The sequence below is a fragment of the Cupriavidus oxalaticus genome (genome assembly GCF_038900635.1).
In the GTDB taxonomy this organism is placed as follows: domain Bacteria; phylum Pseudomonadota; class Gammaproteobacteria; order Burkholderiales; family Burkholderiaceae; genus Cupriavidus; species Cupriavidus oxalaticus_B.
Genome location: NZ_JAYMRX010000033.1, coordinates 1 through 24915 on the forward strand (window position 1 = coordinate 1; position 24915 = coordinate 24915).

General features: G+C 62.2%; 27 protein-coding genes. 10 read left to right on the forward strand and 17 right to left on the reverse strand.

Annotation, left to right across the window (positions count from 1 at the left end):
- Positions 1-533: 533 nt before the first annotated feature.
- The gene (locus tag VSR71_RS31560) at positions 534-710 is read right to left on the reverse strand and encodes a hypothetical protein (protein ID WP_342917492.1); all 177 of its coding nucleotides are present in this window, start codon (positions 708-710) and stop codon (positions 534-536) included.
- Between VSR71_RS31560 and rpoD the strand changes: the two genes are divergently transcribed.
- Positions 709-2577: an RNA polymerase sigma factor RpoD gene (gene rpoD, locus VSR71_RS31565; protein ID WP_342917493.1), complete on the forward strand. Its 1869-nt coding sequence runs from the start codon at positions 709-711 to the stop codon at positions 2575-2577. The genes VSR71_RS31560 and rpoD overlap by 2 nt on opposite strands.
- A 96-nt stretch (positions 2578-2673) precedes the next feature.
- Here the strand turns inward: rpoD and VSR71_RS31570 are convergent, their stop codons facing one another.
- A complete protein-coding gene (locus VSR71_RS31570) occupies positions 2674-2877 on the reverse strand; it encodes a cold-shock protein (RefSeq protein ID WP_211958502.1) in 204 nt (67 codons plus the stop codon).
- Positions 2878-3381: 504 nt separating this feature from the next.
- On the opposite strand from VSR71_RS31570, the gene VSR71_RS31575 reads away from it, so the two are divergent.
- The 4 genes from VSR71_RS31575 (at position 3382) to VSR71_RS31590 (ending at position 9619) form a co-directional block, all read left to right on the forward strand.
- Positions 3382-5046 (forward strand): ABC-F family ATP-binding cassette domain-containing protein, encoded by a 1665-nt coding sequence (locus tag VSR71_RS31575; RefSeq protein ID WP_342917494.1) that lies wholly within the window; start codon positions 3382-3384, stop codon positions 5044-5046.
- Positions 5047-5949: 903 nt separating this feature from the next.
- Complete coding sequence (locus tag VSR71_RS31580) at positions 5950-7617, forward strand: MASE1 domain-containing protein (protein WP_342917495.1); 1668 nt, start codon at positions 5950-5952, stop codon at positions 7615-7617.
- Positions 7598-8260 carry a response regulator transcription factor gene (locus VSR71_RS31585; protein WP_342917496.1) on the forward strand — a complete coding sequence of 221 codons (663 nt, stop codon included), beginning with the start codon at positions 7598-7600 and terminating at the stop codon, positions 8258-8260. The genes VSR71_RS31580 and VSR71_RS31585 overlap by 20 nt, the downstream gene beginning before the upstream one ends.
- A gap of 309 nt (positions 8261-8569) precedes the next feature.
- Positions 8570-9619 (forward strand): porin, encoded by a 1050-nt coding sequence (locus tag VSR71_RS31590; protein WP_342917553.1) that lies wholly within the window; start codon positions 8570-8572, stop codon positions 9617-9619.
- Between the two features lie 177 nt (positions 9620-9796).
- On the opposite strand, the gene VSR71_RS31595 is transcribed toward VSR71_RS31590, so the two are convergent.
- From VSR71_RS31595 to VSR71_RS31630, 8 genes are read right to left on the reverse strand one after another with little or no spacing between them, the layout of a single operon-like run.
- Positions 9797-10117, reverse strand: coding sequence for a non-heme iron oxygenase ferredoxin subunit (locus tag VSR71_RS31595; protein ID WP_342917497.1), 321 nt, complete (start codon positions 10115-10117; stop codon positions 9797-9799).
- A 1-nt stretch (position 10118) separates the two neighbouring features.
- A complete protein-coding gene (locus VSR71_RS31600) occupies positions 10119-10487 on the reverse strand; it encodes an SUF system Fe-S cluster assembly protein (protein ID WP_342917498.1) in 369 nt (122 codons plus the stop codon).
- 4 nt (positions 10488-10491) lie between these two features.
- Positions 10492-10938: a Fe-S cluster assembly sulfur transfer protein SufU gene (sufU, locus tag VSR71_RS31605; RefSeq protein WP_342917499.1), complete on the reverse strand. Its 447-nt coding sequence runs from the start codon at positions 10936-10938 to the stop codon at positions 10492-10494.
- On the reverse strand, positions 10938-12206 hold the full coding sequence (locus tag VSR71_RS31610; RefSeq protein ID WP_342917500.1) for a cysteine desulfurase: 1269 nt from the start codon (positions 12204-12206) through the stop codon (positions 10938-10940). Before VSR71_RS31610 ends, sufU begins: the two co-directional genes overlap by 1 nt.
- Positions 12203-13534, reverse strand: coding sequence for a Fe-S cluster assembly protein SufD (gene sufD, locus VSR71_RS31615; RefSeq protein WP_342917501.1), 1332 nt, complete (start codon positions 13532-13534; stop codon positions 12203-12205). Before sufD ends, VSR71_RS31610 begins: the two co-directional genes overlap by 4 nt.
- Positions 13531-14301, reverse strand: coding sequence for a Fe-S cluster assembly ATPase SufC (sufC, locus tag VSR71_RS31620; RefSeq protein WP_342917502.1), 771 nt, complete (start codon positions 14299-14301; stop codon positions 13531-13533). Before sufC ends, sufD begins: the two co-directional genes overlap by 4 nt.
- 46 nt (positions 14302-14347) lie before the next feature.
- Positions 14348-15796 carry a Fe-S cluster assembly protein SufB gene (gene sufB / locus VSR71_RS31625; RefSeq protein ID WP_342917503.1) on the reverse strand — a complete coding sequence of 483 codons (1449 nt, stop codon included), beginning with the start codon at positions 15794-15796 and terminating at the stop codon, positions 14348-14350.
- A 31-nt stretch (positions 15797-15827) separates the two neighbouring features.
- Positions 15828-16298, reverse strand: coding sequence for an SUF system Fe-S cluster assembly regulator (locus tag VSR71_RS31630; protein WP_342917554.1), 471 nt, complete (start codon positions 16296-16298; stop codon positions 15828-15830).
- Between the two features lie 290 nt (positions 16299-16588).
- On the opposite strand from VSR71_RS31630, the gene VSR71_RS31635 reads away from it, so the two are divergent.
- On the forward strand, positions 16589-17299 hold the full coding sequence (locus VSR71_RS31635; protein WP_342917504.1) for an SDR family oxidoreductase: 711 nt from the start codon (positions 16589-16591) through the stop codon (positions 17297-17299).
- Positions 17300-17420: 121 nt separating this feature from the next.
- Here VSR71_RS31635 and VSR71_RS31640 read toward each other — a convergent pair whose 3' ends face one another.
- A complete protein-coding gene (locus VSR71_RS31640) occupies positions 17421-17852 on the reverse strand; it encodes a host attachment protein (RefSeq protein ID WP_342917505.1) in 432 nt (143 codons plus the stop codon).
- 422 nt (positions 17853-18274) lie between these two features.
- Between VSR71_RS31640 and VSR71_RS31645 the strand changes: the two genes are divergently transcribed.
- On the forward strand, positions 18275-18529 hold the full coding sequence (locus tag VSR71_RS31645; RefSeq protein WP_342917506.1) for a hypothetical protein: 255 nt from the start codon (positions 18275-18277) through the stop codon (positions 18527-18529).
- A gap of 1 nt (position 18530) precedes the next feature.
- On the opposite strand, the gene VSR71_RS31650 is transcribed toward VSR71_RS31645, so the two are convergent.
- From VSR71_RS31650 to VSR71_RS31670, 5 genes are all read right to left on the reverse strand, one after another.
- Complete coding sequence (locus VSR71_RS31650) at positions 18531-18947, reverse strand: TraR/DksA family transcriptional regulator (protein ID WP_342917507.1); 417 nt, start codon at positions 18945-18947, stop codon at positions 18531-18533.
- A gap of 240 nt (positions 18948-19187) precedes the next feature.
- A complete protein-coding gene (locus tag VSR71_RS31655) occupies positions 19188-19520 on the reverse strand; it encodes a DUF883 family protein (protein WP_342917508.1) in 333 nt (110 codons plus the stop codon).
- A gap of 208 nt (positions 19521-19728) precedes the next feature.
- Entirely contained in the window at positions 19729-20136 is a 408-nt protein-coding gene (locus VSR71_RS31660) for a hypothetical protein (protein ID WP_342917509.1), read from the reverse strand.
- A gap of 67 nt (positions 20137-20203) precedes the next feature.
- Positions 20204-20566: a TetR-like C-terminal domain-containing protein gene (locus tag VSR71_RS31665; RefSeq protein WP_342917555.1), complete on the reverse strand. Its 363-nt coding sequence runs from the start codon at positions 20564-20566 to the stop codon at positions 20204-20206.
- 108 nt (positions 20567-20674) lie between these two features.
- On the reverse strand, positions 20675-21655 hold the full coding sequence (locus VSR71_RS31670; protein WP_342917510.1) for a LysR substrate-binding domain-containing protein: 981 nt from the start codon (positions 21653-21655) through the stop codon (positions 20675-20677).
- 114 nt (positions 21656-21769) lie between these two features.
- On the opposite strand from VSR71_RS31670, the gene VSR71_RS31675 reads away from it, so the two are divergent.
- From VSR71_RS31675 to VSR71_RS31685, 3 genes are all read left to right on the forward strand, one after another.
- Entirely contained in the window at positions 21770-22318 is a 549-nt protein-coding gene (locus tag VSR71_RS31675; RefSeq protein WP_342917511.1) for a DUF4863 family protein, read from the forward strand.
- Between the two features lie 3 nt (positions 22319-22321).
- Positions 22322-23032 (forward strand): nitroreductase, encoded by a 711-nt coding sequence (locus VSR71_RS31680; protein WP_342917512.1) that lies wholly within the window; start codon positions 22322-22324, stop codon positions 23030-23032.
- A 174-nt stretch (positions 23033-23206) separates the two neighbouring features.
- Positions 23207-24124, forward strand: a complete 918-nt coding sequence (locus tag VSR71_RS31685; RefSeq protein WP_342917513.1) for an oxygenase MpaB family protein — start codon at positions 23207-23209, stop codon at positions 24122-24124.
- Positions 24125-24138: 14 nt separating this feature from the next.
- Here the strand turns inward: VSR71_RS31685 and VSR71_RS31690 are convergent, their stop codons facing one another.
- Complete coding sequence (locus VSR71_RS31690) at positions 24139-24867, reverse strand: GntR family transcriptional regulator (RefSeq protein ID WP_342917514.1); 729 nt, start codon at positions 24865-24867, stop codon at positions 24139-24141.
- Positions 24868-24915 lie beyond the last annotated feature (48 nt).

Here is a 24915-nt window from a genome sequence, read left to right on the forward strand (position 1 = left end):
GGCCAGTGTAGCGGAAGAGTCGCTCGATAGAGGGCTCAGTCTCTTATAACAATCAGATCTATAGATTCGAATATATATAACTGGAAGGCTTATGATAGGAAATCGGCCTTATCTTGGTCAGACCCGTTCAGGAGAGATGGTTGGCCGGTCCGAATCCCTTAAACATGCATTCAGAATACAACTTTAAGAGAGCGGAAACAAGGTAATTTGCTGCTTCGCACCATCTGCCGGGTGCGATTAGCGGACGCATTGGAAGGTTGAGCCTGATCCGCAATGTGCGCTACAGATCACCACTGAGAACCCGGTAACCCCTCATTCTTCCCCAGCATTACTTCGAGCGGGCTAACCTGGTGGCAGACACCTCCTGTCCGATGACTGTTGGCAAACCAGTGGCAATCGCATATTGCACTGCACAACGACATCTGGTATTATCCAAAATCCCCATTCTGCGCACACTGGACTCCGCGGGAGACATTCCGGCCTCAAACGTCCGTGCGTCATTCCACGATTTCGTTCGCGCCCCCGCGACGGGCTTAACCGGCCGTCATGTCCGCGATGATCGTCGGCCAATCTGTCGAGGAGAGTGTATTGGCAAATTCAGTTCGCGGCGATTCAGCATCCCGCTCGATCGCGGTCACATCAAAGACCGGCCGCCGCTCTCCAAAAGGAAGGATCCAAGCAGTCGCAGCACCGGTGGAGATCGCGTCCATGGCGCGCCAGGACGAGGAGCGTCAACGCCAGATGCGCGCGCTGATCGCGCTTGGCCGCGAGCGCAGTTATCTCACCCACGCGGACATCAACGATCACCTGCCCGATAACTTTACGCAAACTGCTGCGATGGAGATGATCGTCAGCACATTCAGCGACATGGGGGTGACCGTGTATGAGCAGGCGCCGGACGCGGAAACACTCCTGTTGAGCAATGCCGGGCCTGCTGCGGCATCCGACGATCAGGCGGATGAGGAAGCGGAAGCTGCACTGTCGACGGTGGATTCCGAATTCGGCCGCACGACTGATCCGGTCCGACTGTACATGCGCGAAATGGGCGCCAGTGAACTGCTGACACGCGCCGGTGAAATTGAGATCGCCAAACGCATTGAATGCGGCCTGCAGGACATGATTCAGGCGATCGCCGCCTGTCCGTCAGTCGTGTCCACGATTCTTGCAGATGTGGACCGCATCGTTGCCGGCGAACTGCGTATCGACGAACTGATCGCTGGCATCAGTGACGACTTGAACGAAAGCGAAATAACGCTAGAGTCCGATGAAGCTCAAGTGGAAGCAGACGCCTCCGACGATGACCCGGACGGTAATGATGCTGAAACGGACGCTGGCGATTCGGAGAAAGCGAACGCAGCCCGCCTCGAACAACTCACGATCGACGGTCTTGCGATTTTCGCGCGCGTTCGGGCACTGTTCGAGCAGCTGCCGGATGCCCCCGTTACTGGGAGAACCCGTTCTGCAGCCGTTGCGAAACTGCGCTCGGAGATCCAGCGCGAACTGGCACCGGTCCGCTTTACGGCCAAGACTATCGACCGCCTGTGTGCCAGTGTGCACGAACAGGTTGCCGAGGTTCGTTCGATCGAGCGCAGCATCCTGGAGATTGCCGTCGATCGTTGCGGCATGCCGCGCGAGGCGTTTGTCGAGTCGTTCCCGGGCCACGAGACCGACCTTAAATGGACCAGCCAGATGGCGGCGAGTTCGCGGCAGTTTGGCGCGGCGCTCAAGCGACATCTGCCGGCCATTCAGGCCGCCCAACAGAAACTCATCGACATCGAGGCCAGGGTCTCGTTGCCGCTCCAGCAGCTCAAGCGGATCAATCGCGAGATGAGTGCCGCGGAGTTAGAAATGCGGCAGGCCAAGCGAGAGCTGATCGAAGCGAATCTCCGGCTTGTCATTTCAATCGCAAAAAAATACATGAACCGGGGTATGCAGTTCCTGGATCTGATCCAGGAAGGCAATATCGGTCTGATGAAGGCGGTGGACAAGTTCGAATACCGGCGCGGCTGGAAGTTTTCGACGTACGCCACCTGGTGGGTCCGGCAGGCTGTCACGCGTGCACTTGCCGATCAGGCGCGGACCATTCGTGTTCCGGTCCACATGATCGAGATGATCAACAAGCTGAACCGGATTTCGCGCGAATTCCTGCAACACACGGGACAGGAAGCGCATCCCGCCGTCCTCGCCGAGCGCATGGAGATGTCCGAGGAAAAAGTGCGCAGTATCCTCAGGAGCGCGAGGCAACCGGTCTCGCTCGAGACCCCCGTGGGCGACGACGCCGACGCGACGCTCGGCGACATGATTGAGGATGTCTCTGCGAGTTCACCAACTGAGGCCGCGATTCACGCGAACATGCGCGCCGCGATCGATGAGGCACTCGACGGGTTATCGCCGCGCGAGGCAAAGGTCCTGCGGATGCGATTCGGGCTCGATACGACGTCCGATCGCACGCTTGAAGAGGTTGGCAAGCAGTTCGACGTGACCCGCGAGCGGATCCGTCAGATCGAGATCAAGGCGATGCGCAAACTGATGCATCCCAGTCGCGCTGACAAGTTGAGGCCCTTTCTCGAGCGTTGAGCAAAGGCGGAGGCGCGCGCCCCCTTTCCGCACCTGCAGCGATCACGCATAGGCCTGATCGCTGCGCTGACAGGACGCGTTCGCAGAGCAGAAAATTTACAGCGGTTTGATGCTCGCGGCCTGCTTCCCCTTGGGGCCCTGCTTGACTTCAAAACTGACCTTCTGACCTTCCTGAAGCGATTTGAAGCCGCTTCCCTGAACCTCGGAGAAGTGCGCGAACAGGTCATCACTGCCGTCGTCCGGCGAGATGAACCCAAAACCCTTTGCATCGTTAAACCACTTGACGGTACCTGTTGCCATGTTCTGAATTCCAAAGAAGACCAAATTTAGACGCCGCCGGCCTGCGCCAGACGTGTGACTATCTTGTATCACGGTTGAGGCGCCGCCGACAATCCGGGCTTTCTTGAACGGGTCCGCTGCGCTGTGGTATGACGCTGTGCCGAATGGGCATATTCATCGGCAAGGGCTGCCGTGAGCCCGTGGGCATCTAGGCGTGGTGACGACGCGATAAGCGCAACGTTATCGGACCTTATCGACCTCTTCTGCGACGCTGGCCCCCGCCTCCCCCCACCCGCATCACGCGGGGATGACGTGAAGTGCAAAGGCAGTAGCCGGCAGGAGCCGTCATTCACCGCTATGTTCGCTGGCCCCGCAGCCGGAACGCCCGGTGTGCCAGGGGCTGCCTTGCTTTGTGGCCGGTGGGCGCCGCAAAGCGCAAGCGGCTCCTCACGCGTGCGGCCAGAAAAGCGACAGCCCTGCACGTCCGTTCGGCTATCATGCCAATCCTCTCCGAAGTAGCTCCCTATGATTTTCGTCCGTAATGTCACGCTGCGTCGTGGCGTCAATGCCGTACTCGACCGCGCGTCCGTCACCTTCAACCCCGGCGAAAAGATCGGTCTTGTCGGCCGCAATGGCGCCGGCAAGTCGTCCTTCTTCGGCCTCCTCAACGGCACGCTGCACGAAGACAGCGGCGAGTTCTCGATTCCCGCTGCATGGAAGATGGGCCAGGTCGCGCAGGAGATGCCGGAGACCGACCAGAGCGCGACCGACTTCGTAGTCGAGGGTGATACCGTGCTGTTGGCCGCGCAGGCCGAAGTAGCCGCCGCCGAGGCCAACGACGACGGCATGCGCATGGCACACGCCTACATGGCCCTGCACGACGCCGGTGCACACGATGCCCCCGCACGTGCCCAAGCGCTGATCCTGGGCCTTGGCTTCAGTGCTGCGCAGCTTAGTCAGCCGGTCAACAGTTTCTCCGGCGGCTGGCGCATGCGACTGCAACTGGCGCGCGCGCTCATGTGCCCGTCCGACCTGCTGCTGCTCGACGAGCCGACGAATCACCTCGACCTCGACGCGCTGGTCTGGCTGGAAGCCTGGCTCAAGCGCTATCAAGGAACCCTGGTAGTGATCAGCCACGACCGCGAATTCCTCGACGCGGTGACGCAGGTGACGGTGCACGTCGACAACGCCAAGCTCGTGCGTTATGGCGGCAACTACAGCAAGTTTGAAGACATGCGCGCTGAGCAGCTCGTATTGCAGCAGGCCGCGATGGCCAAGCAGGCGGACAAAATCGCCCACCTGCAGAAATTCATCGACCGGTTCAAGGCCAAGGCCTCGAAGGCGAAGCAGGCGCAGAGCCGGGTCAAGGCGCTGGAACGCATGGAGAAGATCGCACCGGTGCTTGCCGAGGCAGAGTTCAACTTCGAGTTCAAGGAGCCGCTCAACGTCCCGAATCCGCTGTTGTCGATGCTGGACGCGAGCTTCGGCTACCCGGCGCCGACAGGCGCACTGCCGGGCACGCCGCCCACGGTCATCGTGCGGGGCATCAACCGTTCCGTGCTGGCCGGGCAGCGCATCGGCATTCTCGGTGCCAACGGCCAAGGCAAGTCCACGTTGGTGAAGACGGTGGCGCACGCGCTGGCGCCGATTGCCGGCGAAATCAGCGAAGGCAAAGGCCTGAATATCGGCTACTTCGCACAGCAGGAACTCGACGTGCTGCGCCCGCTCGATACGCCGATGGAACACATGATTCGCCTTGCCAAGGACACGCCGGCTCACATGCGCGCGCCTGGCCAGAGTGGAACCGAACAATCCCTTCGCACCTTCCTCGGCACCTTCAACTTCAGTGGCGACATGGTCCATCAGGCGGTTAGCACGATGAGCGGCGGCGAAAAGGCGCGGCTCGTGTTGTGCATGATCGTGTGGCAGCGCCCCAACCTGCTGCTGCTCGACGAGCCTACCAACCACCTCGACCTGGCCACACGCGAAGCGCTAGGCATGGCGCTCAACGAATTCGAAGGCACAGTGATGCTGGTCAGTCACGACCGCGCCCTGCTGCGCGCCGTATGTGACGAGTTCTGGCTGGTCACCAAGGGCGGCGTCGAACCCTTCGATGGCGATCTGGACGATTACCAGCAGTTCCTGCGCGACGAAGCCCGTCGCATGCGCGAGCAGCCTGCCGCAGAGTAGAAGGTCGTCATCGCCTGGAATAGTGGGACAATGGGCAGGCGTGACCTTCACAGGATTCAGCGTGAAGGTCGCCATTGAGCGCCTCGAGACTGATTCGAACGCGGGTCTGAGCGGCCTCCGGCAGCGGTCGATGAACCAAAAAAAACCCCCGATGCAGTTGCACGGGGGAGATACTGGTTTGTGGCGAAGACGCGGCGCGCGACCGCGTTTTATAGACCAGACCCTTCTCGGCTATTACGTAGTTGCCTACTTACCTTCCTCTAGCCCGTCGCGATTGGTGATTCTCGCGCCGTCGGTGAACACGTCTCGCCGGTCCACGACTCTCGCGCCATCTGAATAGACGTCAAACTTTGCGCTCCCATCGGAAAATGTATCTCGCGGCCCCATGACGCTCGCGCCGTCCGTGTACACATCTCGTGCCCCGATGCCAGCATAGGCCAGGCTGGAACCTAGCGCCGCACACGCGCCAGCTAGCAGAATGAGTGTCTTTACCATTTTTTTCACCTCCTACTTAGGCAGTTGCAAGAGCACGGCAGCGAATCCTTTTCGCTCCAGTGTGAGGGCATAGCTTTGTACGACTGCAATGTATGCCCTGACGACAGGTGGATGAATAGGGCTTGCTTCCGAAAAGGGGCTAGGGGAATGCCCTATTCGGAAGGCGGTCGGGAACTTATCGAATTCATTCGAGAACACTTACCCACGCAGCAGCGATCTGACCTAAATTGATAGGAAGCATTAGCATCATCGGCAGATCTGTCTGCCTACACGTTGCACGGATTCGGTGCAGATTCGTGGTTTTCAACAAATCTGGGTGTGTTGGCTTTCTGAAGAGAGTTGTCATTTCAGTGGATGGTGGACATGACTTGTAGTGCCAGGGTCTGTCTTGGTGGATGGAATCGAACAATGGCCATCATTCTGCACAAATCGAGGCTCAACCCCTTCATTCAAACCGGATTTGTCACATTGGCGTATTTTGCCGGTGCAAAGCTGGGGCTTGCTTATGCGGTTGTGGGCGGCGCAGTGTCCCTGGTGTGGCCATCCAGCGGCATCGCCCTCGTCGCGCTGCTCACGATGGGCTTCGGCGTTACGCCAGGCGTTGCCATTGGCTCGGTGCTGGCCAACATGTCAGTGGGTGTGCCTCCGCATGTCGCCGCGGTCATCAGCCTCGGCGCCACCGGAGCCGCTTTAACGGCCACATGGTTGTTGAAGCGAGTCGCCGGGTTCCAGGTGTCGCTTGATCGCATCAGGGACGTGCTGGCCTTCATCATCCTGGCTGCGATGCTCGGCTCGGCACTGAGCGCATTGATCGGCGCGACCGCCCTCTTAGGGGGAGGTCTACTGTCAGCCGACGAATACAGCGCGGCCTTTCTGAAATGGTGGCTCGGCGACATGATGGGAGTGCTCGTGGTGGCTCCGCCGCTGCTCAACCTGCTCACCTATCCAAGTCCCGTCCGTTCGGCGAGGCAAGCCGTGGAAGCGTGCGGGCTGGCCGTGGTGATCTTCTGGGTGAGCTACCTGATCTTCGGCGCCCCTCAGCTTGCCGGGCACGGCTACTACCCTGCGGCCATGGCGATCTTTCCGTTCATTATCTGGGCCGCCTTGCGCTTCGATCACCTTGGCGCCAGCCTCGCGACCTTGCTGGTCTCGATCATCGCCATCCGGGGCACCACGCACGGCACCGGTCCCTTTGCCGCTGAATCTCCGGTAGATAGCCTTGTGAGATGGTGTGCGTTTGCGAATGTGGTGGCGATCACCGCTCTGCTGCTGGTGGCGGCGCATGCCCAGCAGAAGCGCTTTCATCGCCTCCTGATCGCATCTCACAAGGAACTCGAACGGCGCGTGCAAGAGCGAACCCAGGATCTGGAGCGGGCCAACAACGAACTGAAGGCGGAGATGGGACGGCGCCACCGGCTGGAGTCAGAACTGATCGGAATCGGCGATCACCAGCAGAGGCTCATTGGCCGGGAACTGCATGACGGCCTCGGGCAGCACCTCACCAGCCTGGGCTTCTACTGCACCACCTTGAGCCGTGAGCTGCAGAAGCAGGGGAACCCGGCAGCCGCGGATGCGGCCACCGTTGTCGAACTGGTGAAAGAGGCCTCCCTGATGACTCGCAGGATTGCCCACGGGCTGGACCCCGTCATGCAGTCCGGTGACCTCTCGGTCGCCCTGCAAGGCCTGGCAGAAACGACGCGCTCTCTGAACGGCATTGGCTGTACGCTTCGCATCGCCTCGGATGTGGACTTGCCGGATCCGCCGATGCAGACCAACCTTTACCGCGCGGCACAGGAAGCAGTCAATAACGCCTTGAAGTACAGCCATGGCAGCCATATCTGGATCGACCTGGAGCGCGAAGGCGAAGTCCAGAGGCTTTCGATCAGTGACGATGGTGTGGGGATCGACCCGGACCAGATGGAACGTACTTCGGGACTGGGCCTTCACAACCTGCGTCACCGGGCAAGTCTGCTGGACGGTTCGTGCACCGTCACCTGCAATGCCATGGGCGGCACCACGGTCGCCATCAGCTATCCAATACCGGAGGGTCCCGGCCATGCCAGAGAAGCCATTTAGCCATGGCCCTGCAACAAAGGTCCTGATCGTCGACGACCACCCCATTATCCGGGAGGGACTAACCCATTTGCTGCTGAAAGAGGATCTGGACGTCTGCCGCGCGGCCGCCAGTGCTGAAGAAGCGCTGGCGGCGATGGCCTGCGAGCCTGACATGGCCATTGTGGATCTCAGCCTGCAGTCGGATTCCGGCCTGGATCTTATCAAGACGCTCCGGCAACACTACCCGAACCTGGCAATACTCGTGCTCAGCATGCATGACGAGACCTTGTTTGCCGAACGCGCATTGCGAGCAGGCGCCAACGGGTATCTGATGAAACTCGAGGCAACAGAGCATGTGATGAGTGCCATCCGCGAGGTGCTGGCTGGCAAGATCTACCTCAGCGCCGCGATGCATGCCAAACTTGCTCGGGCACTGGCGGTCCCCAGAAACATCCCGCCAGGCTCGGTTGCCAGTCTTTCCGAACGGGAATTCGAAGTCCTGCACCTGATCGGGCTCGGCTTCAGTACTCGCGAGATCGCCATGAAACTGAATCGGAGCGTCAAGACCATCGAGGCACATCAGGCCAACATCAAGGAAAAGCTTGACATTTCTAGTGGCAAGGAGTTGATGCGCTTTGCGATCCAGTGGCTAGAGGGTGAATAGGGAGGCAGTAGCCAAAGTCGAGCCGAAACAGCAACCCCTTGCTCACCAGACGGGACCGCTCGCGACCAAGTGCATGGCTGCATACATCGCCTCGTGAGGGGTGCGAGCTTCTCTCCGGGCCAAATTCATGGTAGCGAAATTTCGACGAGGTACGAATGTTTCATTTTTGAATAGATCCTTTCAAAAAAATATTGATCAAGGTCCAACCATTTGGACGATTACCGCGGTGGCATTGCTGGCCGAAAATTAGGAAGAAGGGGGACCACCATGCGACGACTACATCTCGTTGACGTATCCTTGTTCCTGGCAATGATAGGGTGTTGTGCAAACGCCCACGCCCAATCCAGCGTGACGCTGTTCGGGATCGCCGACGCCGGTATTGAATACAACAATAATGCAGGGCGCAACGGCGACAGTCTCGTGCGGCTGGTTTCCGGGAATCAGTCCGGCTCGCGTTGGGGGCTGCGGGGCGGGGAAGATCTAGGTAGCGGGCTGAAGGCTGTCTTTCTCCTGGAAAGCGGATTCGACATTGATACCGGAAATTCGGCGCAAAGCGGGCGTCTGTTCGGCCGTAATGCCTATGTCGGACTCGATAGCCAATATGGGTCACTGCTACTGGGGCGGCAGCAAACCGCCATGCGCGAATTTGGCAATATCTATGATCCCAATGCAATTGCCGACCGCTACAGTATTCTCTCGATTGCGCCAGAGTTTGGCGCGCGCGCAGACAATTCCATCAAGTATGTCGCAAAGTTCGGAAAGCTAACGGGACAGGCCTTCTACTCTTTCCAGGCTAATGGCAGCGAGGTGGCTGGCAGTAACGTTTTCGGACGTAATTTCGGCGCACTCGTCAACTATGCCTCTGGCGCCTTCGCGCTGGGCCTGGCCTATGACGATGCGCACGTTGGCACGCCGTCAAACCAGGCGCCGGTCCTGCGGCGCGTCTCCGTAGCTGGCACATACGCGGTGGGTGACGCTAAGGTCTATCTGGGCTACCGCCTGGCGAAAGCCTATGATGGTGCCATGTTGCCGGGTGCCCAGGCAGTTGATGCCGGCTCGAACCTCTACTGGCTGGGTCTAGCATACAAAGTGACGCCGGCTTTCTCCCTAACTGGCGCGGCTTACTACCAGGACTTCCGGCAGACCGGGTCCGACCCGTGGCAATTCGTGCTTACCGGCGACTATTCGTTCAGTAAGCGCACCGACCTCTATACATCAGTCTCCTATGCCCTTAACAAGGGGAACTCGACACTGGGCGTCAACGGCTTCAACAGCGGCAGCGGGACGTCGGCAGTGTTCAACGTCCAGCCTGGAAAGGACCAGGTGGGTGCGGTGATGGGCGTTCGTCACCGGTTCTGATATGCGTTTTGGTCATAGCTTTACAGCGTATTTGGCGTCACCGCGAAGGGGCGTGGCTGGTGCGGATGAGCAGGCGGCGCGGAGGATGCCATGCCCAATAGAGGCATCGGACAACCCCTTAACATTCTCGGCCCGTCTGACAACCAACAGTCGAATGGCCAGCCAGGGCGCGGCCACTTATTCCCATCGCTCGTCCCTGACCTGAACCTTGCCGGCATCCACCCGAACCGGAAAGGTCGCCACCGGCTCGTAGGCGGGCGGGGACAGCGCCTCGCCCGTAATCAGGGAAAAGTGCGAGCCGTGGCGCGGGCAGACGACTTCCTGGCCTTCCACGTCACCGCCGCAAAGCGGCTCGGCCTCGTGCGAGCAGAGGTCCTCGATGGCGTAGTAATTGCCGCCCACATTGAATACCGCGACCTGTACGCCATCGACATCGACGCTGCGGCAAGTGCCGGGCGCGAACTCCTCGGCCCTGGCGACATCGATCCACTCGCTCATCTCAGAGCAGCCCCAGTTCCAGGCGGGCCGCCTCGCTCATTCGTTCTCTCGACCAGGGCGGGTCCCACACCAGTTCAACCTCGACTTTGTTCACCCCGCTGGCTTCCATCACGGCACCCTCAACCACACCGGGGAAGGTCTGCGCCACCGGGCAGCCCGGTGCGGTCAGCGTCATGCGGATGCCCACCTTGCCGCTGGATTCGTCCACCGATAACTGATAGATCAGGCCAAGATCGTAGATATTGACCGGGATCTCGGGGTCGTACACCGTACGCAAGGCCGCTATCACTCGCCCCTCCAGGCTGTCCGGCTCAGGCTCGAACCTGTCTTCGTGTTCCTCGGCCTTGCGCAGCCAATCGATAATGCTCATCGCTTTACTCCGTTGAGACCGGCTTGGCGCTGTTCTCCAAAGCGGCTTGCATGGTATGCCAGGCAAGGGTTGCGCACTTCACGCGCGCCGGGAACTCGCGCACCCCGGCCAGGACCTCCAGCTTGCCCAACTGCACGCCCGCCCGCCCCGGCTCTGCGGTCACCAGCGCGTGGAAGGCAGAGAACAAGGCCCGCGCTTGTGCCTCGGTCTTGCCCTTGAGCGCTTCTGTCATCAGCGAGGCGGAGGCGGTGGAGATGGCGCAGCCCGAACCATCGAAGCTGGCGTCCTCGATCACCCCATCGCTGATTCTCAGGTACAGCGTCAGCCGATCGCCGCACAGCGGGTTGAACCCCTCGGCGCTGCGGTTAGCCGCCGCCAGCCGCCCGAAATTGCGCGGCGAGCGACTGTGGTCGACGACCACTTCCTGGTATAGGTTGCGCAGGTCAGACATCAGGCGAATACCTCCTGTGCCGCGCGCACGGCAGCAAACAGTGCATCGACTTCTTCACGCGTGTTGTACAGCGCGAAGGAAGCGCGCACGGTGGCAGGCACGCCGAAACGCTCCATCACCGGCATGGCGCAATGATGGCCGGCGCGGACCGCCACGCCGTGCTGATCGAGGATGGTGCCGACATCGTGGGGATGGATGCCGTCCAGGGTGAACGAGAGGATGCTCGCCTTGTCGGCAGCCGTGCCGATCATGCGCAGGCCGGCGACCTGCGCTGCCTTCGCGCTGGCGTAGGCGAGCAGCGCGTGCTCGTGGGCGGCGATGGCCTCCAGGCCGAGCGCGCTCACGTAGCCGATGGCGGCGCCAAGGGCAATGACGCCGGCGATATTGGGGGTGCCGGCCTCGAACTTGTAGGGAAGCGCGTTGTAGGTGGTCTTGCGGAACGTGACCTCGCGAATCATGTCCCCGCCGCCCTGGTAAGGCGGCATGGCATCGAGCAGCGCAGCCTTGCCATAGAGCACGCCGACGCCGGTGGGGCCGTAGAGCTTGTGCCCGGAGAAGGCGTAGAAATCGCAATCGAGGGCCCGTACGTCGACCTTGAGGTGCGGCACCGCCTGGGCGCCATCGATCAGCACCGGGATGTCCTGGGCATGCGCCAGCTCGATGATGTGCCGCACCGGGTTGACGGTGCCGAGCGCGTTGGAGAGGTGCGCCAACGCAACCAGCCTGGTGCGGGGGCCGAGCAATTGTGCGAACGGTTCTAGCATCAGCTCGCCGGCATCGTTGATCGGCGCCACCTGCAGCAAGGCGCCGGAGCGCTGGCACGCCAGTTGCCAAGGCACGATATTGGAGTGGTGCTCCATCGCGCTGATCAGGATCTCGTCGCCCGGGCTCAGGCGCTGGCCGAAGCTGGCCGCCACCAGGTTGATCGCCTCGGTGGTGCCGCGCACGAACACGATTTCCTCGCGCCCGGCCGCGTTGATCAGGCCTCGCACTGCGTCGCGCGCCGCCTCGTAGGCATCGGTGGCGCGCTGGCTCAGGGTGTGCACGCCGCGGTGCACATTGGCGTTGAGCGCGCCGTAGTAACGTGCTTCGCAATCGATCACGCCTTGCGGCTTCTGGGTGGTGGCGGCGTTGTCCAGATAGACCAGCGGCTTGCCGTTGACGGTCTGGCGCAGGATAGGGAAATCCTGCCGCAGCCGCTCCACCTCCAGGCTGGCGGCCGGCACCGCGCGCTCCACGGCCATCAGTTCATGCACTGCCGTGTTCATGGCAGCTCCTTCACAGGCTCGGGCAGCCGGCCGCGCAGGAGCGTGTCCAGCCGCGTGCGCAATGGGGCGGGGCCGAGCCGCTTGACGACCTCCTCGGCGAAGGCAAAGGTCAGCAGGGCATGCGCCGCGCCCTCGTCCATCCCGCGCGAGCGCAGGTAGTAGATCTGCTCGGCATCGAGCTGGCCTACGGTGGCGCCGTGGCTGCATTTGACGTCGTCGGCATAGATCTCCAGTTGCGGCTTGGTATCGACCTCGGCGTGGTCGGACAGCAGCAGGTTGCGGTTGGACTGGTGGGCATCGCTGTGCTGGGCATCGGCATGCACCACCACCTTGCCGTTGAAGACGGCGCGCGAGGCGCCCGCCAGCACGCCTTTATACAACTCGCGACTCTTGCTGTGCGGGCTGGCGTGGTCGATGCGGGTGTGGTGGTCGATATGCTGCCGCCCGGCGGTCATGTACAGCCCGTCCAGCGAACACTCGGTATGCTCGGCATTGAGCCCGACTTCGATGTCGACCCGCGCCAGGGCGCTACCGAGGGCAAAGGAGCTGGAGGTGAAGCGGCTACCCTGCCGCTGGTCCAGGTTCACGCCGGCGATATGGAAGGCCTTGAGGCTCTCCTGCTGCAGCTTGTGATGTTCGACCTGCGCATCACGCTCGGCAACGATATCCGTGATGGTATTGGTGCAATAGCCCAGGCCGTCCAGGCCCGCGTGGTGCTCCACGATGCAGACTCGGCTGCCGGCTTGCGCCACCACGAGGTTGCGCGCATGGGTTGCCAGCTCGCCGGCGGTGGCGAGGAACAGCAAGTGGATCGGTTGTTCCGGGACGGTGCCCGCCGCCACGCGGATATAGGCACCGTCGGTCATGAACGCCATGTTCAAGGCGGCGAAACCGGACGGGTAGTCGCTTGCACGGAGGAGCAGCAGCGCTTCCAGGCAGTCCGGTGCGCGCTCCAGCGTGGCGGCGAGGCTGGCGAGCACCATCCCCGCAGGCAGGGCACCGATGCGCGACCACTGCGGCTGGTGCGCGCCATTGACGAACACCAGCAGGTGCGCGCCGGCCAGGGCGAGCGCCTCTATCTGCGCTGCCAGCGCGGAGTCCAGGCTGTCGCCGGCCTGCGGCAGTGCCACGGCGAAGCGGCTTTTCTCGAGTGCGGCCACGCTGGTGTATTTCCAGTCCTCCTGGCGCAGCGTGGGGAACCCGGCCTGGGCGAAATGATCCAGCGCCTGGCGGCGGGCGTGCGCAAGCCAGCCCAGGCGGCGGCCCGGCAGTGCGGCCTCGACGCGGTTGAACTCGGCGAGATAGTGTTCCAGTCCACTTGCGCTCATGCCGAAGACTCCGTCCCGGTAGCGGCCTGCGCCTCCATTCCGGCATAGCCGTGCCGCTCCAGTTCGCGCGCCAGCTCGGGCCCGCCGGACCTGGCGATGCGGCCTTGTGCAAGCACGTGCACCTGGTCCGGCACGATGTAATCGAGCAGGCGCTGGTAGTGCGTGACCAGCACAATGGCGCGTTGCGGGCTGCGCATGGCTTCTATGCCCCTGGCGACGATCTTGAGCGCATCGATGTCGAGGCCGGAGTCGGTCTCGTCGAGAATGGCGAGCCGGGGTTCCAGCACCGCCATCTGCAAGATCTCGTTGCGCTTCTTCTCGCCGCCGGAGAAGCCCTCGTTCACCGAGCGGTAAAGCAGGTCCTGGTCCATTTCCATGAGCCGGAGCTTGTCCTTGACCAGGGCGAGGAAATCCATGGCGTCCAGCTCTGGCTCGCCGCGGTGCTTGCGGATCGCGTTGAGCCCCGCTTTGAGCAGGTAGATATTCGAGACGCCGGGGATTTCCACTGGATACTGAAAGGCGAGGAAGATGCCCGCGCGCGCGCGCTCTTCCGGCGGCAAGCCAAGCAGGTTGGCGCCGTCGTAGAGGACTTCGCCCGCCGTCACGGTAAAACGATCGCGCCCGGCCAGTACGTGGGCCAGTGTGCTCTTGCCCGAACCGTTGGGACCCATGATGGCGTGCACCTCGCCGGCCTTCACACTGAGGTCGATGCCGTGCAGGATGGGCTTGTCGTCTACGCTGACGTGAAGCTTGCGAATCTCAAGCATGGCTGGCTTCTTTCTCCAACGCAGCGCCGATGCGTGGGCGCTACCCTTATCCGATACTGCCTTCCAGGCTTACGCCCAGCAGCTTCTGGGCTTCCACCGCGAATTCCATCGGCAGCTCCTTGAACACTTCCTTGCAAAAGCCGTTCACGATCATCGATACCGCATCCTCTGCGCTGATGCCGCGGCTCTGGCAATAGAACAACTGGTCCTCGCCGATGCGCGAGGTGGAGGCCTCGTGCTCGACCTGCGCGGTGGCATTCTTGACCTCGATATACGGGAAGGTGTGGGCGGCGCATTTGTCGCCCAGCAGCAGCGAATCGCACTGCGAGTAGTTGCGCGCGCCGATTGCGCTCTTGGCCACTTTCACCAGCCCGCGGTAGGCATTCTGGCCGTGGCCGGCCGAAATGCCCTTGGAGAGGATGGTGCTCCTGGTGTTCCTGCCGAGGTGGGTCATCTTGGTACCGGTGTCGGCCTGCTGGTAGTGGTTGGTCAGCGCGACCGAATAGAACTCGCCGACCGAGTCGTCGCCCTGCAGGATCACGCTTGGATACTTCCAGGTGATGGCCGAGCCGGTCTCCACCTGGGTCCACGAAATCTTCGAGCGCGCGCCGCGGCAGTCGCCGCGCTTGGTGACAAAGTTATAGATGCCGCCCTTCCCGTCCTTGTCGCCCGGATACCAGTTCTGCACGGTCGAGTATCTGATCTGTGCGCCTTCCAGTGCGATCAGCTCCACCACCGCGGCGTGCAGCTGGTTCTCGTCACGCATCGGCGCGGTGCAGCCTTCCAGATAGCTGACGTAAGCGCCTTCGTCGGCGATGATCAGGGTGCGCTCGAACTGGCCGGTGTTGCGGGCATTGATACGGAAGTAGGTGGACAGCTCCATCGGGCAGCGTACCCCGGGCGGGATATAGCAGAACGAGCCGTCACTGAATACGGCCGAGTTGAGCGTGGCGAAGTAGTTGTCGGTATAGGGCACGACCGTGCCGAGGTACTGCCGCACCAGCTCGGGATGCTCCCGCACCGCCTCGGAGAACGAACAGAAGAGGATGCCGAGTTCGCCCAGCTTCTGCTTGAAGGTGGTGGCCACCGAGACGCTGTCGAATACCGCGTCCACGGCAACGCCTGCCAGCAACTCGCGCTCGTGCAGCGGCACGCCCAGCTTTTCATAGGTGCGCAGCAACTCGGGATCGACCTCGTCCAGCGTCTTCGGCCCGGCCTTCTGGGAGCGTGGCGCTGCATAGTAGGCGATCGCCTGGTAGTCGATAGGCGGGTGCTTGACCGTCGCCCAGTGCGGCTCGGACATCGTCAGCCAGTGGCGGTAGGCCTTGAGGCGCCACTCGCGCATGAATTCCGGCTCGTCCTTGATGGCCGAAATCATGCGGATCACGTCCTCGTTCAGCCCGCACGGCACCGTGTCCGTCTCCACGGGCGTGTAGAAGCCATGCTTATAGCCCTGGCTGATCAGTTCGTCGAGTTTGCGTGCCGGGGTTGCCATGTTCTGCCTTCGCTTGCCACTGTCATCCAGATCATGAAATGTCAGCCTGCGGTCCGTGTGCGTGTCGGGCGCGCAAGGCGCCAATATCCACCGGGTGCAACACCGGTTGTGCCATATCGGCCAGTGTCACATCGTCTAGCGCCCTGAAGATCACCCTATTGATCGATTGCCAGTTGGCGCGGATGGCGCACAGACCTTCCTGCGCACACAGGCCGGCAGCGACGCTGCACTCGGTCATGCCGGCCGGCCCTTCCATGGCGTCAATCACCTGTGCGATCGAGATCTGTTCCGGCGGTCGTGCCAGCAGGTAGCCGCCATTGGCGCCGCGCAACGACTGCAGCAAGTGGTGCCTTGCCAGCGTCTTCAGAATCTTGCTTGCCGTCGGTACCGCCACGCCGATCGCGGCGGCGACCTCCGCGGCACTGTAAATTCGGTCCGAATTTCGCGCCAGGTGCGTCATGATCACCGTGCCGTAGTCGGTCAGCTTGCTTAGCCTGAGCATCGTCGCCACCAGTATTTGCAAATTAGAACCAATCTGGTCCTCATTTGTTCCAGCATCCCTGTTTCGCGTCAGGCCAGGATATGGAGGAATCCGCTATCACCAGGCCGCCGTCAGAGGTGTATAGATGATTAGCTGCACGTTTGAGGGACATGCGAACGCCGAGACTTTTCAGGGGACTCTGGAACGAGTTCATCGCGTCCCTCTGGCAACGTGCGCGGGTGTGCAATGTGGGCGAGTCTTTAACGCCGCGAGAGCAGGCCCGCCTCACCCCAGCGCGAGGAGACTCAGGCATGGCCAACCAACCTATTACCGTCATTACTGGCGCGAGCCGCGGCTTGGGCCGCGCAGCCGCGCGCCGGCTGGCCACCGTGGAAGGCCATCTCGTCGTCGCCACGGCGCGCAACCCGACGGACCTCGACGTGCTGGTGACAGAGCTCCGGCTTGCGGGTCATGCGATCGCTTGCCACCCCCTTGACGTCACGGAGGACAGCTCGGCAGCTGCGCTGGCCAGCTGGCTGACCGAACGCTTCGGTCGCGTGGACGTGCTGATCAACAACGCTGGTGTTTCGCTCGACCACTACGACACCAGCCTGCTCGAACTGCCGCTCGAGACCCTGCGCCGCACCCTGGAAACCAATCTTTTCGGCGTGCTGCGGACCACCCAGGCGTTGGCGCCGCTGCTGCGCGCCAACCGCGCCGGCCGGGTGGTCAACTTGGCTTCGGGCATGGGACAGCTGGCGGAGATGGGCAGCGGCGTGCCGGCCTACCGAATCTCGAAAACGGCGCTAAATGCCGTCACGCGCATCCTGGCCGCCGAGATGGCCGATAGCGGCGTCAAAGTCAACTCGGTGTGTCCCGGCTGGTGTCGCACCGACCTGGGCGGCCCCGATGCGCTGCTCTCGCCCGAACAGGGTATAGACACCGTGATCTGGCTGGCAACGCTGCCCGACGATGGTCCGACCGGTGGCTTTTTCCGCAATCGCCAGCCGATTCCATGGTAGCCAGGCGCGTTCAAGAGAGGGGTTCGCACGGGCGCGCATGCCCCGCTCAGCCCGGCCGCGCGGCTCTCGAGCTCGGCGCGGATCTCGGTGGCAATGCGCGCCACGTTGGCGCTGGCCCGGCTCAGCGGCTGGCCAGGCGGTCCTGCATTTCGCGCGCGCCCAGCCTGGACATATCCTCGTTGATCTCCTCGAAGACCACCTTCTGCACTTCTTTACCCAGATGCTCGCGCAGCATACCCAGGAACTTCGGCGAGGCGGCAAGCCGCAGTTTGTCATAGCGCTGTTCGGTGCGTGCCTGCTCGAGATACCGTGTCAGCATGCGGGCGAACTCGTCACGCTCCTTATCGGCCTGATCTACCCGCGCCGCCATCGAATGCATGGGCTCGCCCTTGCCGGCAAAGCGCCCTTGCGCGTCGTCGCGCAGCTCGCCGTCCTTGGCCCGGCCAAGCGGATTAACAAAGTCCTGAATTTCTTCCATGTCCCTTTCCATCCCATGCGCCTGGAAGATCCGAGCGTGGGTGCTATCTGCGGCTAGTGTCCAGATCGTCGTCATCGCTCTCTCCTTTCGTGGCGGCAGTAGCGATGTAACAAGGATAGGCCTGGACCTGCGATCGTACCGGCAGCTTTGTAACGCCGCGTCGGGGCGAGCGGTGTTCTGGACCGTTGCGCCTGCCGTGGCGCAGGTGATGTGTAGGAGAATGGATCGCGACATCCACTTCTGAGCACGGCATTACCTTGAAACTGCGCCAAGCCGGAGGCCACGACGATGTTTGCCATTGAGAGGCTATTGGACCACCTACAATGTACTCATGCCCTGCAGCCCTCGGCACTCCGTCCTTCAGCTAAGGGGAAGTCCTTACCGAACGCGGCCGGACCCGCTTTGACGCAGGCTTCGCTCCGGGGATTCGCAGTGTGCCGGGGGACTGACCCGGCGACAGGGGCGTCACGGACCTGTGTTGATTGCCGGAGACTGAAATGCTGGAAAGAAAACGGTCTTACAAGGGATTCCACGTTGCGCTGTTCGTGCCGGAGGCGATTGAACAGGGCAAGCCAAACGGACGCGTCCAGATCTCCGAGCGCAATGAGGACATGGGCATCCGTTTTACGCCGGACTGGCCCCACCCGCCCGCAACGCCGCAGGAGGCAGAGGACTGGCTTTTTGCCTACGCTGTCGGGATCATCGATTGCGAGCTGGCTGGCGGCTTCGGCATTGATCTCAGGAACGAGTGAGTCAGCTCCGCGACCAGAGGTCTGCGCTTGCTGGTCGGCGCGCGTCCTGTCCCTGGCGGGGAGAAAGGTGTTCGTGGCGACTCTGGCATGCCGTGCAGCGCATAGCGGTTGGGTACGCCTGCAAGCGGGAGAAAGGGATGGCCTCCTGGCAGTCGATACAAACGCCATACTGGCCGCTCCGCATCCGCGATCGGGCTGCGTCAATCTCGGTCAGTTGCATGCGATAGTGTTTCAGCATCGCGTCGCCCTGGCGCTGCGCGGCCTTCTCGTCCGCCACTTCACCTTCATCGAGGTGTTCACGCTGCGTTGGCGCCACCACAGGCGAATCCGCGGTTCCGGCGACGGCACGGATACGCAACTCCTCGGCGTCCATGGTGGCCGCCAACTTCGCCAGTTCCTCTTTTGTCAGCCCTTCCATGATTGGCCTCTTGAATAAACATCCTGCGGATTGCACTCAGGCAGACCGTCCAGCGAAGCGCGCCTGGCCAATTGCATTGGGCTGGCACGACGGGTGTTGCTGTATTGCCGCTCAGATGTATCACTGCTCAGATCGAGGCACCGGCAAGGCACTGCAGCCGTTGCCCGCATGGCAAGCATCACGTGTCGCATGCGGGACTATCACATGTCACCGCCATGCCGGCGCTGCAGCCACGAGTGCTTAGCGGTGGCTGGCAGCCAGTGCGACGATAGCGCCCGTGGTTGCCGCGATGGCGGCCACGGTACCCATGCTTTGCCACGGATGCTCGTGAACGTAGCGATCGGTCGTGGTCGCCCACTCGGAGACTTTGGCGCGGCTTTCTTCGCGCAGCGTAACGAGGCGGTCCTGCAGCGCGCGCTGCCGGGCCTTGAGTGCGTGGCGCTCAAGGCTGGCTCCTACGCCGGTCTCGGCTTTGACATCATGGAGCAGTGCCTGCACGTCGGCCATCAGCGTATCGACGTCGCGGGCCAATGCGTCCTTGCGCATGGATAAATCGGATCGGATGTCGTTCATCTTGCCCTCCTGTTAGCGAAATCATCGCGGTGCGTCGCGCAGCACGATTGGCACTGTGTCCAATATAGGATTGGCTTGACAGCCCGGCATGACAAACAGCAAGGCACATCGAGGCAGCCCGGAACGAGGCAAGAAGACAGTGGAACCAATGCGACAGAAGTATCGTCGCGCCTACCCCACCAAAGCCTCTTGTCGCTGAGGAGGGTTATCACTTGCCGCTCTTCCTGGCGTGCCGCGCGCTGTACTTCCGCTCGGGGATCAGATCCTGGTCCACGACGTCATCGATGCTTGGCGGCATTGGCGGGTGCTCTTCCCGTACTGCGCTATGATCCGTCCGGTCTGCCGGACTGTCCGAGGGGATGCTCTCCGCAGCGCGGGTGATTTCGTCCTGGCCTTCCTCCGGCACATCGTCATCATCCGGCTGGTGGCCATGGGGAAAATCAACCGGCTCCAGCACCCGTTCGACGATCTGCTCGACGGCCTGTTCGATGTTTTCCCATACCTCTTCCGGTTCGATCGGATCCAGGATGCTGGGCATGGCGCGATTGGCGCGCGACCGATGCGGTGCTCCGCTTCGCCGCGTCCCGCCCAAATCCACTTTGGGTGGCTTGTGCATGATCGACTCCTGAGCGACGACGATGGTGATGCGCCATGCATGGCATGCGCATACTTGCATAGTATGCCTAGACGAGGCGCAAAGGTAAGCAGGTGTCGGATGCGGTACTGCCGGCCCCGTCCCGGCGGGACGGTACGCGGCGCTGCCCGATAGGGAGCATCATCATCCAGCCTTCGCCAATCGCGCTAAGTTGGTCGGCGAGCAGCTCCGCAGTGATATCGTTGCGGATCACGCCCTCTTCCTGCCCCCTCTCCCCCACGCGTTTGCGTCGATATTGGGCGTAGCGCCGCTGGAAGATCGCGGCGAGTTCCGGATCGAGCCTCGCCTGCGCGATCAATTGAAACTGCACGAGCCACCTGACCGGATCGTCGGCAGTAGTCCAGTTCAGCCCCCGTTTTGGCGCGGTCTCCCTATCAACCGGTTCGGCGATTACCTACTTGACTTCCAGAGGCGCGTGCCACCACTCGATCCATCGATCGATTTCCAATTCAAATCAGCTGCTTGGCCGGAGATGTGGCGGACTTTTTGCGAACCGTGACTACTCGAGCGCCTCTTCCACGGCTTGAGCGATCTTCGCGATCATCTCGCGCAACCAGGAGTGACCGGCGTCGTAGTCGCCGCGTTCATGCCAAACCGCACGCATGGTCTCAATTCCTGCTTGATACGGCGGATGTCGGCGAATCAGGTCGCCGCTCTTGGTAAGAGCCACTGCCAGCGAAGCCGGCACAATCGCCATCATGTGCGTATCACGAAGCAGCGCTGGAATGGCGAGCGAGTGCGGGACGGTAACCCTCAACCGCGACATCGCCTTCGACTCAAGCAGCGCCTTCTCTAACGCACGCCGGTCGAACATCTCCGACTGGCGCGCGAGGCCGCGCTCAACGATGAACCCCCCTACCGCGCCTTCTTCCTGCCCGCCGACGGATAGGGTGACAAGGGGGTATTTTGCCAAATCTCGGATGGTGAGCTTCCGTCGGGAAGCAGGATGTCGCTTGCACATCAAGATTGACTCTCCCTGGGACATCAGCGCTCGGGAGTTCAGGCGGGGCGGAACCTGGGAAAAGATGCCGATGGCAAGGTCAATGCGTCCCAGGTCGATCTGCTCGGCGAGGTCCAGCCGCGTGGACGGCCGGATGACGAGGTCGACGCCCGGGGCCGCCTTCTGCAATGCGCGGGCCAAAGGCGCAACGATCACTTCCGTGACGTGATCGTTCGCCGCGATGACAAAGCGCCGTGTTGATGTCTGCGGGGAAAACAGCTCCATGCCGAGCGCGTCCTCGATGCGACGCAGTGCGTCGAGCAGCGCGGGCGCCATCGCCGTGGCACGGCCGGTCGGCACCATGCCCTTCCCCGTGCGCATGAAGAGCTCGTCGCCGACCAGCTCGCGTAGCCTTCGAAGCGCATGGCTAACCGCCGATTGCGTGAGATTGAGACGCTTACCCGCCAGGATCAGATTGCGCTCCTCATAGACGGCCTCGAACACCTTCAGAAGGTTCAGGTCCGTGCGGCCGATGCTCATGATCTCGCTCCATCAATTGAACAGCATGCATTATGTTATTGCAAAGACATCAATTCCATTCAAGTCAGGGTTGACGCATGATCAGGTCCACCCTTTTGAAAAGGAAACAACACTATGGCTGCCGAAGACCTCATCAATGATCGGGAGGCACTGATCGAGCACTGCATTCCCTTCCTTGAGGAAGTGAAGGACCTGACCGCTGGCACCGAGGTCGAGCGCTGGTTGAACCAGAAGTACGGACCTGACAGCGAGCTCTACCAGACGCTGTCTCGCTTAGTAAGGAAGGGCGTGGAGGACGGCTGGGCAGCGAACATTGCGATCGATGGCCCCTCCTACCGCCGCAGCCGCATCTCGGAGCCCTCCGAGCGCACGCTCCACTTCAGCATCACCGCTGTGTACATGGACAGCGCCGGCAATCTGCAAGGGCACCCTGACCAGCGTTTCAGGGGGCAGTATCACGGTCATCCCTATGGCGAGTTCAACATGGTCGTCCCGCTGGATCGCGGCGCCGCTCTGAACGGGCCGAATGGCTGGTGCTCTGGAGGCTGGACCGCCCCGGCGCCAGGCAGTCATCACTATCCGGAAGCGAGGGGTGGCGCTGTGATCGCGCTGTTTTTCCTGCCCGCTGGTCGGATTTCGTACCACGACGTCCCGCAGGAGTAAGCCATGGTAGAAGCGCCAATTGAATGGTCGCAGGAGACGGTCGCCAGATGCATTGCCGACGTCGTGAGTTCCCGGCGAGCCATCCGTGCCTTCAAGCCTGAGCCGCTGCGCCGGGAAGACGTAGAAGACATACTGGAAGCAGCCGCGACCGCGCCGAGCGGAGCCAACACCCAGCCGTGGCGGGTATATGTGGTTAGCGGCGCGATCAAGGATGAATTGGCCAATGCCCTGGTCGCTGCCTCCCGCGCCGGAACTGCACCCGCCCCGGCCCATTTCCCTGAGCCATTGCCAGACGTGTTCCGCGCGAGACTGATCGATTTCGGGGCGCGCTACTACGCTTCGCTCGGCATTGATCGCAACGACCACCTGGCGCGCGCGCGGCAGACCGAACAGAACTTCTCATTCTTCGGCGCACCCGTGGGCCTCATCATCAGCATCGACCGCAGATTGAAGCCGCACAGCTGGATCGACATCGGCCTGTTCGCTCAGAACCTGATGATCGCCGCGAAAGCGCGCGGCATCGACACATGCCCGCAGGTTTCCTTCGCGCCGTTCCATGACGTGCTTGCCTCGCATCTGCACATGCCACCGGAGGAAGTAACCGCGTTCGGTATGGCCATGGGATACGGAGACCCGGAAGCCAAGGTCAATAAGACGAGAATGCCACGGGAGCGCGTGCAAGACTTCGCGCGGCTCTTCGGATTTCCGGCTTGAAACTCACGGCAAATGCTCCAGCGTATGTTGCCGGAGCCGGAGCCGGAGCCGGCGTCGGCAAACCCTTGTGCCAGGCGATCACTTCTTTTTCGTGCCGATCGCTTTGTCACGCGGGCCCCGCAATTCCTCATGCGGCGTCCATGGAATCCGTGCCTTCTCGCGAGGCACGGAGATATGGAGGAGATTCTGTCGAGATACTGTTCGCCAATCGAGGCGCTGCGGCGCCGCATCGAGGGAAAGATCTGGTCGGTGACGCGCACGTCCACGGGCCACCCCATCGATCTCTCGACACCTCACGGCGATCCCGGCCTGTTCGGCCCGGCCGCCGTCTGCTGGCAGGTGCACGACGACTTTCCGGCGATGCTGGTCGGTGGCATCCGTGCGCTGATGCTTCAGGCGTTGCATCCGCTGGCATTGGCCGGTGTGCTGGAACACTCGATCTATCGGCAGGACATGCGCGGCCGCTTGGCGCGCACCGCCCAGTTCGTGGCCGGCACCACGTACGGCAGCGTCCGCGATGCCAACGGATTGATCGGCCATGTGAACGGCATTCACCGGGGTATTGCCGGCGTCAGTGCCGATGGACATCCCTACACCGCCACGGACCCGACCCTGCTTCGATGGGTGCATGTGGCCGAGGTTTCGAGCTTTCTCGATGCCCACCTGCGCTACGTGAACCTGCAGCTGGCGCGTGCGGACCAGGATCGATATCTGGCGGAGACGGCCACGGTCGCGCGATTGCTGGGCGCGACAGACGTGCCGGAGACGCGGGCAGGGCTGAAAGCGTGCATCCAGGAACAGCGTGGCGAACTGGTGGCCAGCCACCGCCTGCACGAAGTCATTTTGCAGCTTGTCACGCAAGCCGGTGCCAACGGCGCCGAGCGACTGGCCATGCGGATCTTCGTCGGCGCCGCCATCCGCCTGCTGCCGCCGTGGGCCAGCACCATGGTGGGCGAAGCATTGACGCGATTCGTTCACGGATGGACTGAGCCGGCCATGCGCGCCGCCTGCGTGGTGCTGCGCTGGTCGATCCGGGACAGCGCGGCAATGCGCGCACGTGCGCGCGTCGCATCACCGCAGATCATTTCATGACACTGAGTTCAGGCTCAGGCAGCGGTCACGAACAGGCGCATCGCGGGCATGACCTGCGATGCCTGTTCGGGGCGATCCAGCGCCGTCTCCAGGTTCAGGCGGGCCACGTTTACGTGTTCGGTGGCCAACGCCTGGGCACGGGCGCCCTCCCCGCGTTGCATGGCATCGAACAGGCTGTGATGCTGGCGATGGGCGTAAACCAGCCACTGCTGGCCTTCCTCCACGGCGGATTGCATGGGGAGCATGGCGCTGGCCGCGGCGAACGGCAGCCGGTTATTGAGTTCGATGGCGCGCGCCAGCGCGCTGTTGCCGCTACCCTCGACGATCAACGCGTGGAAGCGGTCGTTCATATTGCTATATGCCACGTAGTCGTCATAGTCGAGCTGCGCCTTCATCAGCGCGCGGTCGCCCTCGCGCAGGCAATCCTGCAGATCGAGCGACAGTTGCCGCGACAGCCCGTGTTCGGCCACCAGCCGCGCGGCCATCCCTTCCAGATGTCCACGCACGGCGATGGCGTCCTGGATCTCGCGCGGCGTGAAGCGCCGCATCATGTAGCCGCTGCTGGGAGAAGGCTCGATCAGCCCTTCCTGCTCGAGCGAGGCCAGCGCCAGCCGGACCGGCGTGCGGGACACGCCGAGCTTCTCCGCCAGCGGAATTTCCGCAAGGCGTGCGCCCGGCTCGAACTCGCCCTTCAGGATCAAATCCCGCAGCTGTACCAATACCCGCGTCTGGTGGGATTCCATTTCGCCCCTTCTCTAGTGGATCTCTGGCAGCACTGCATACCGAACCGG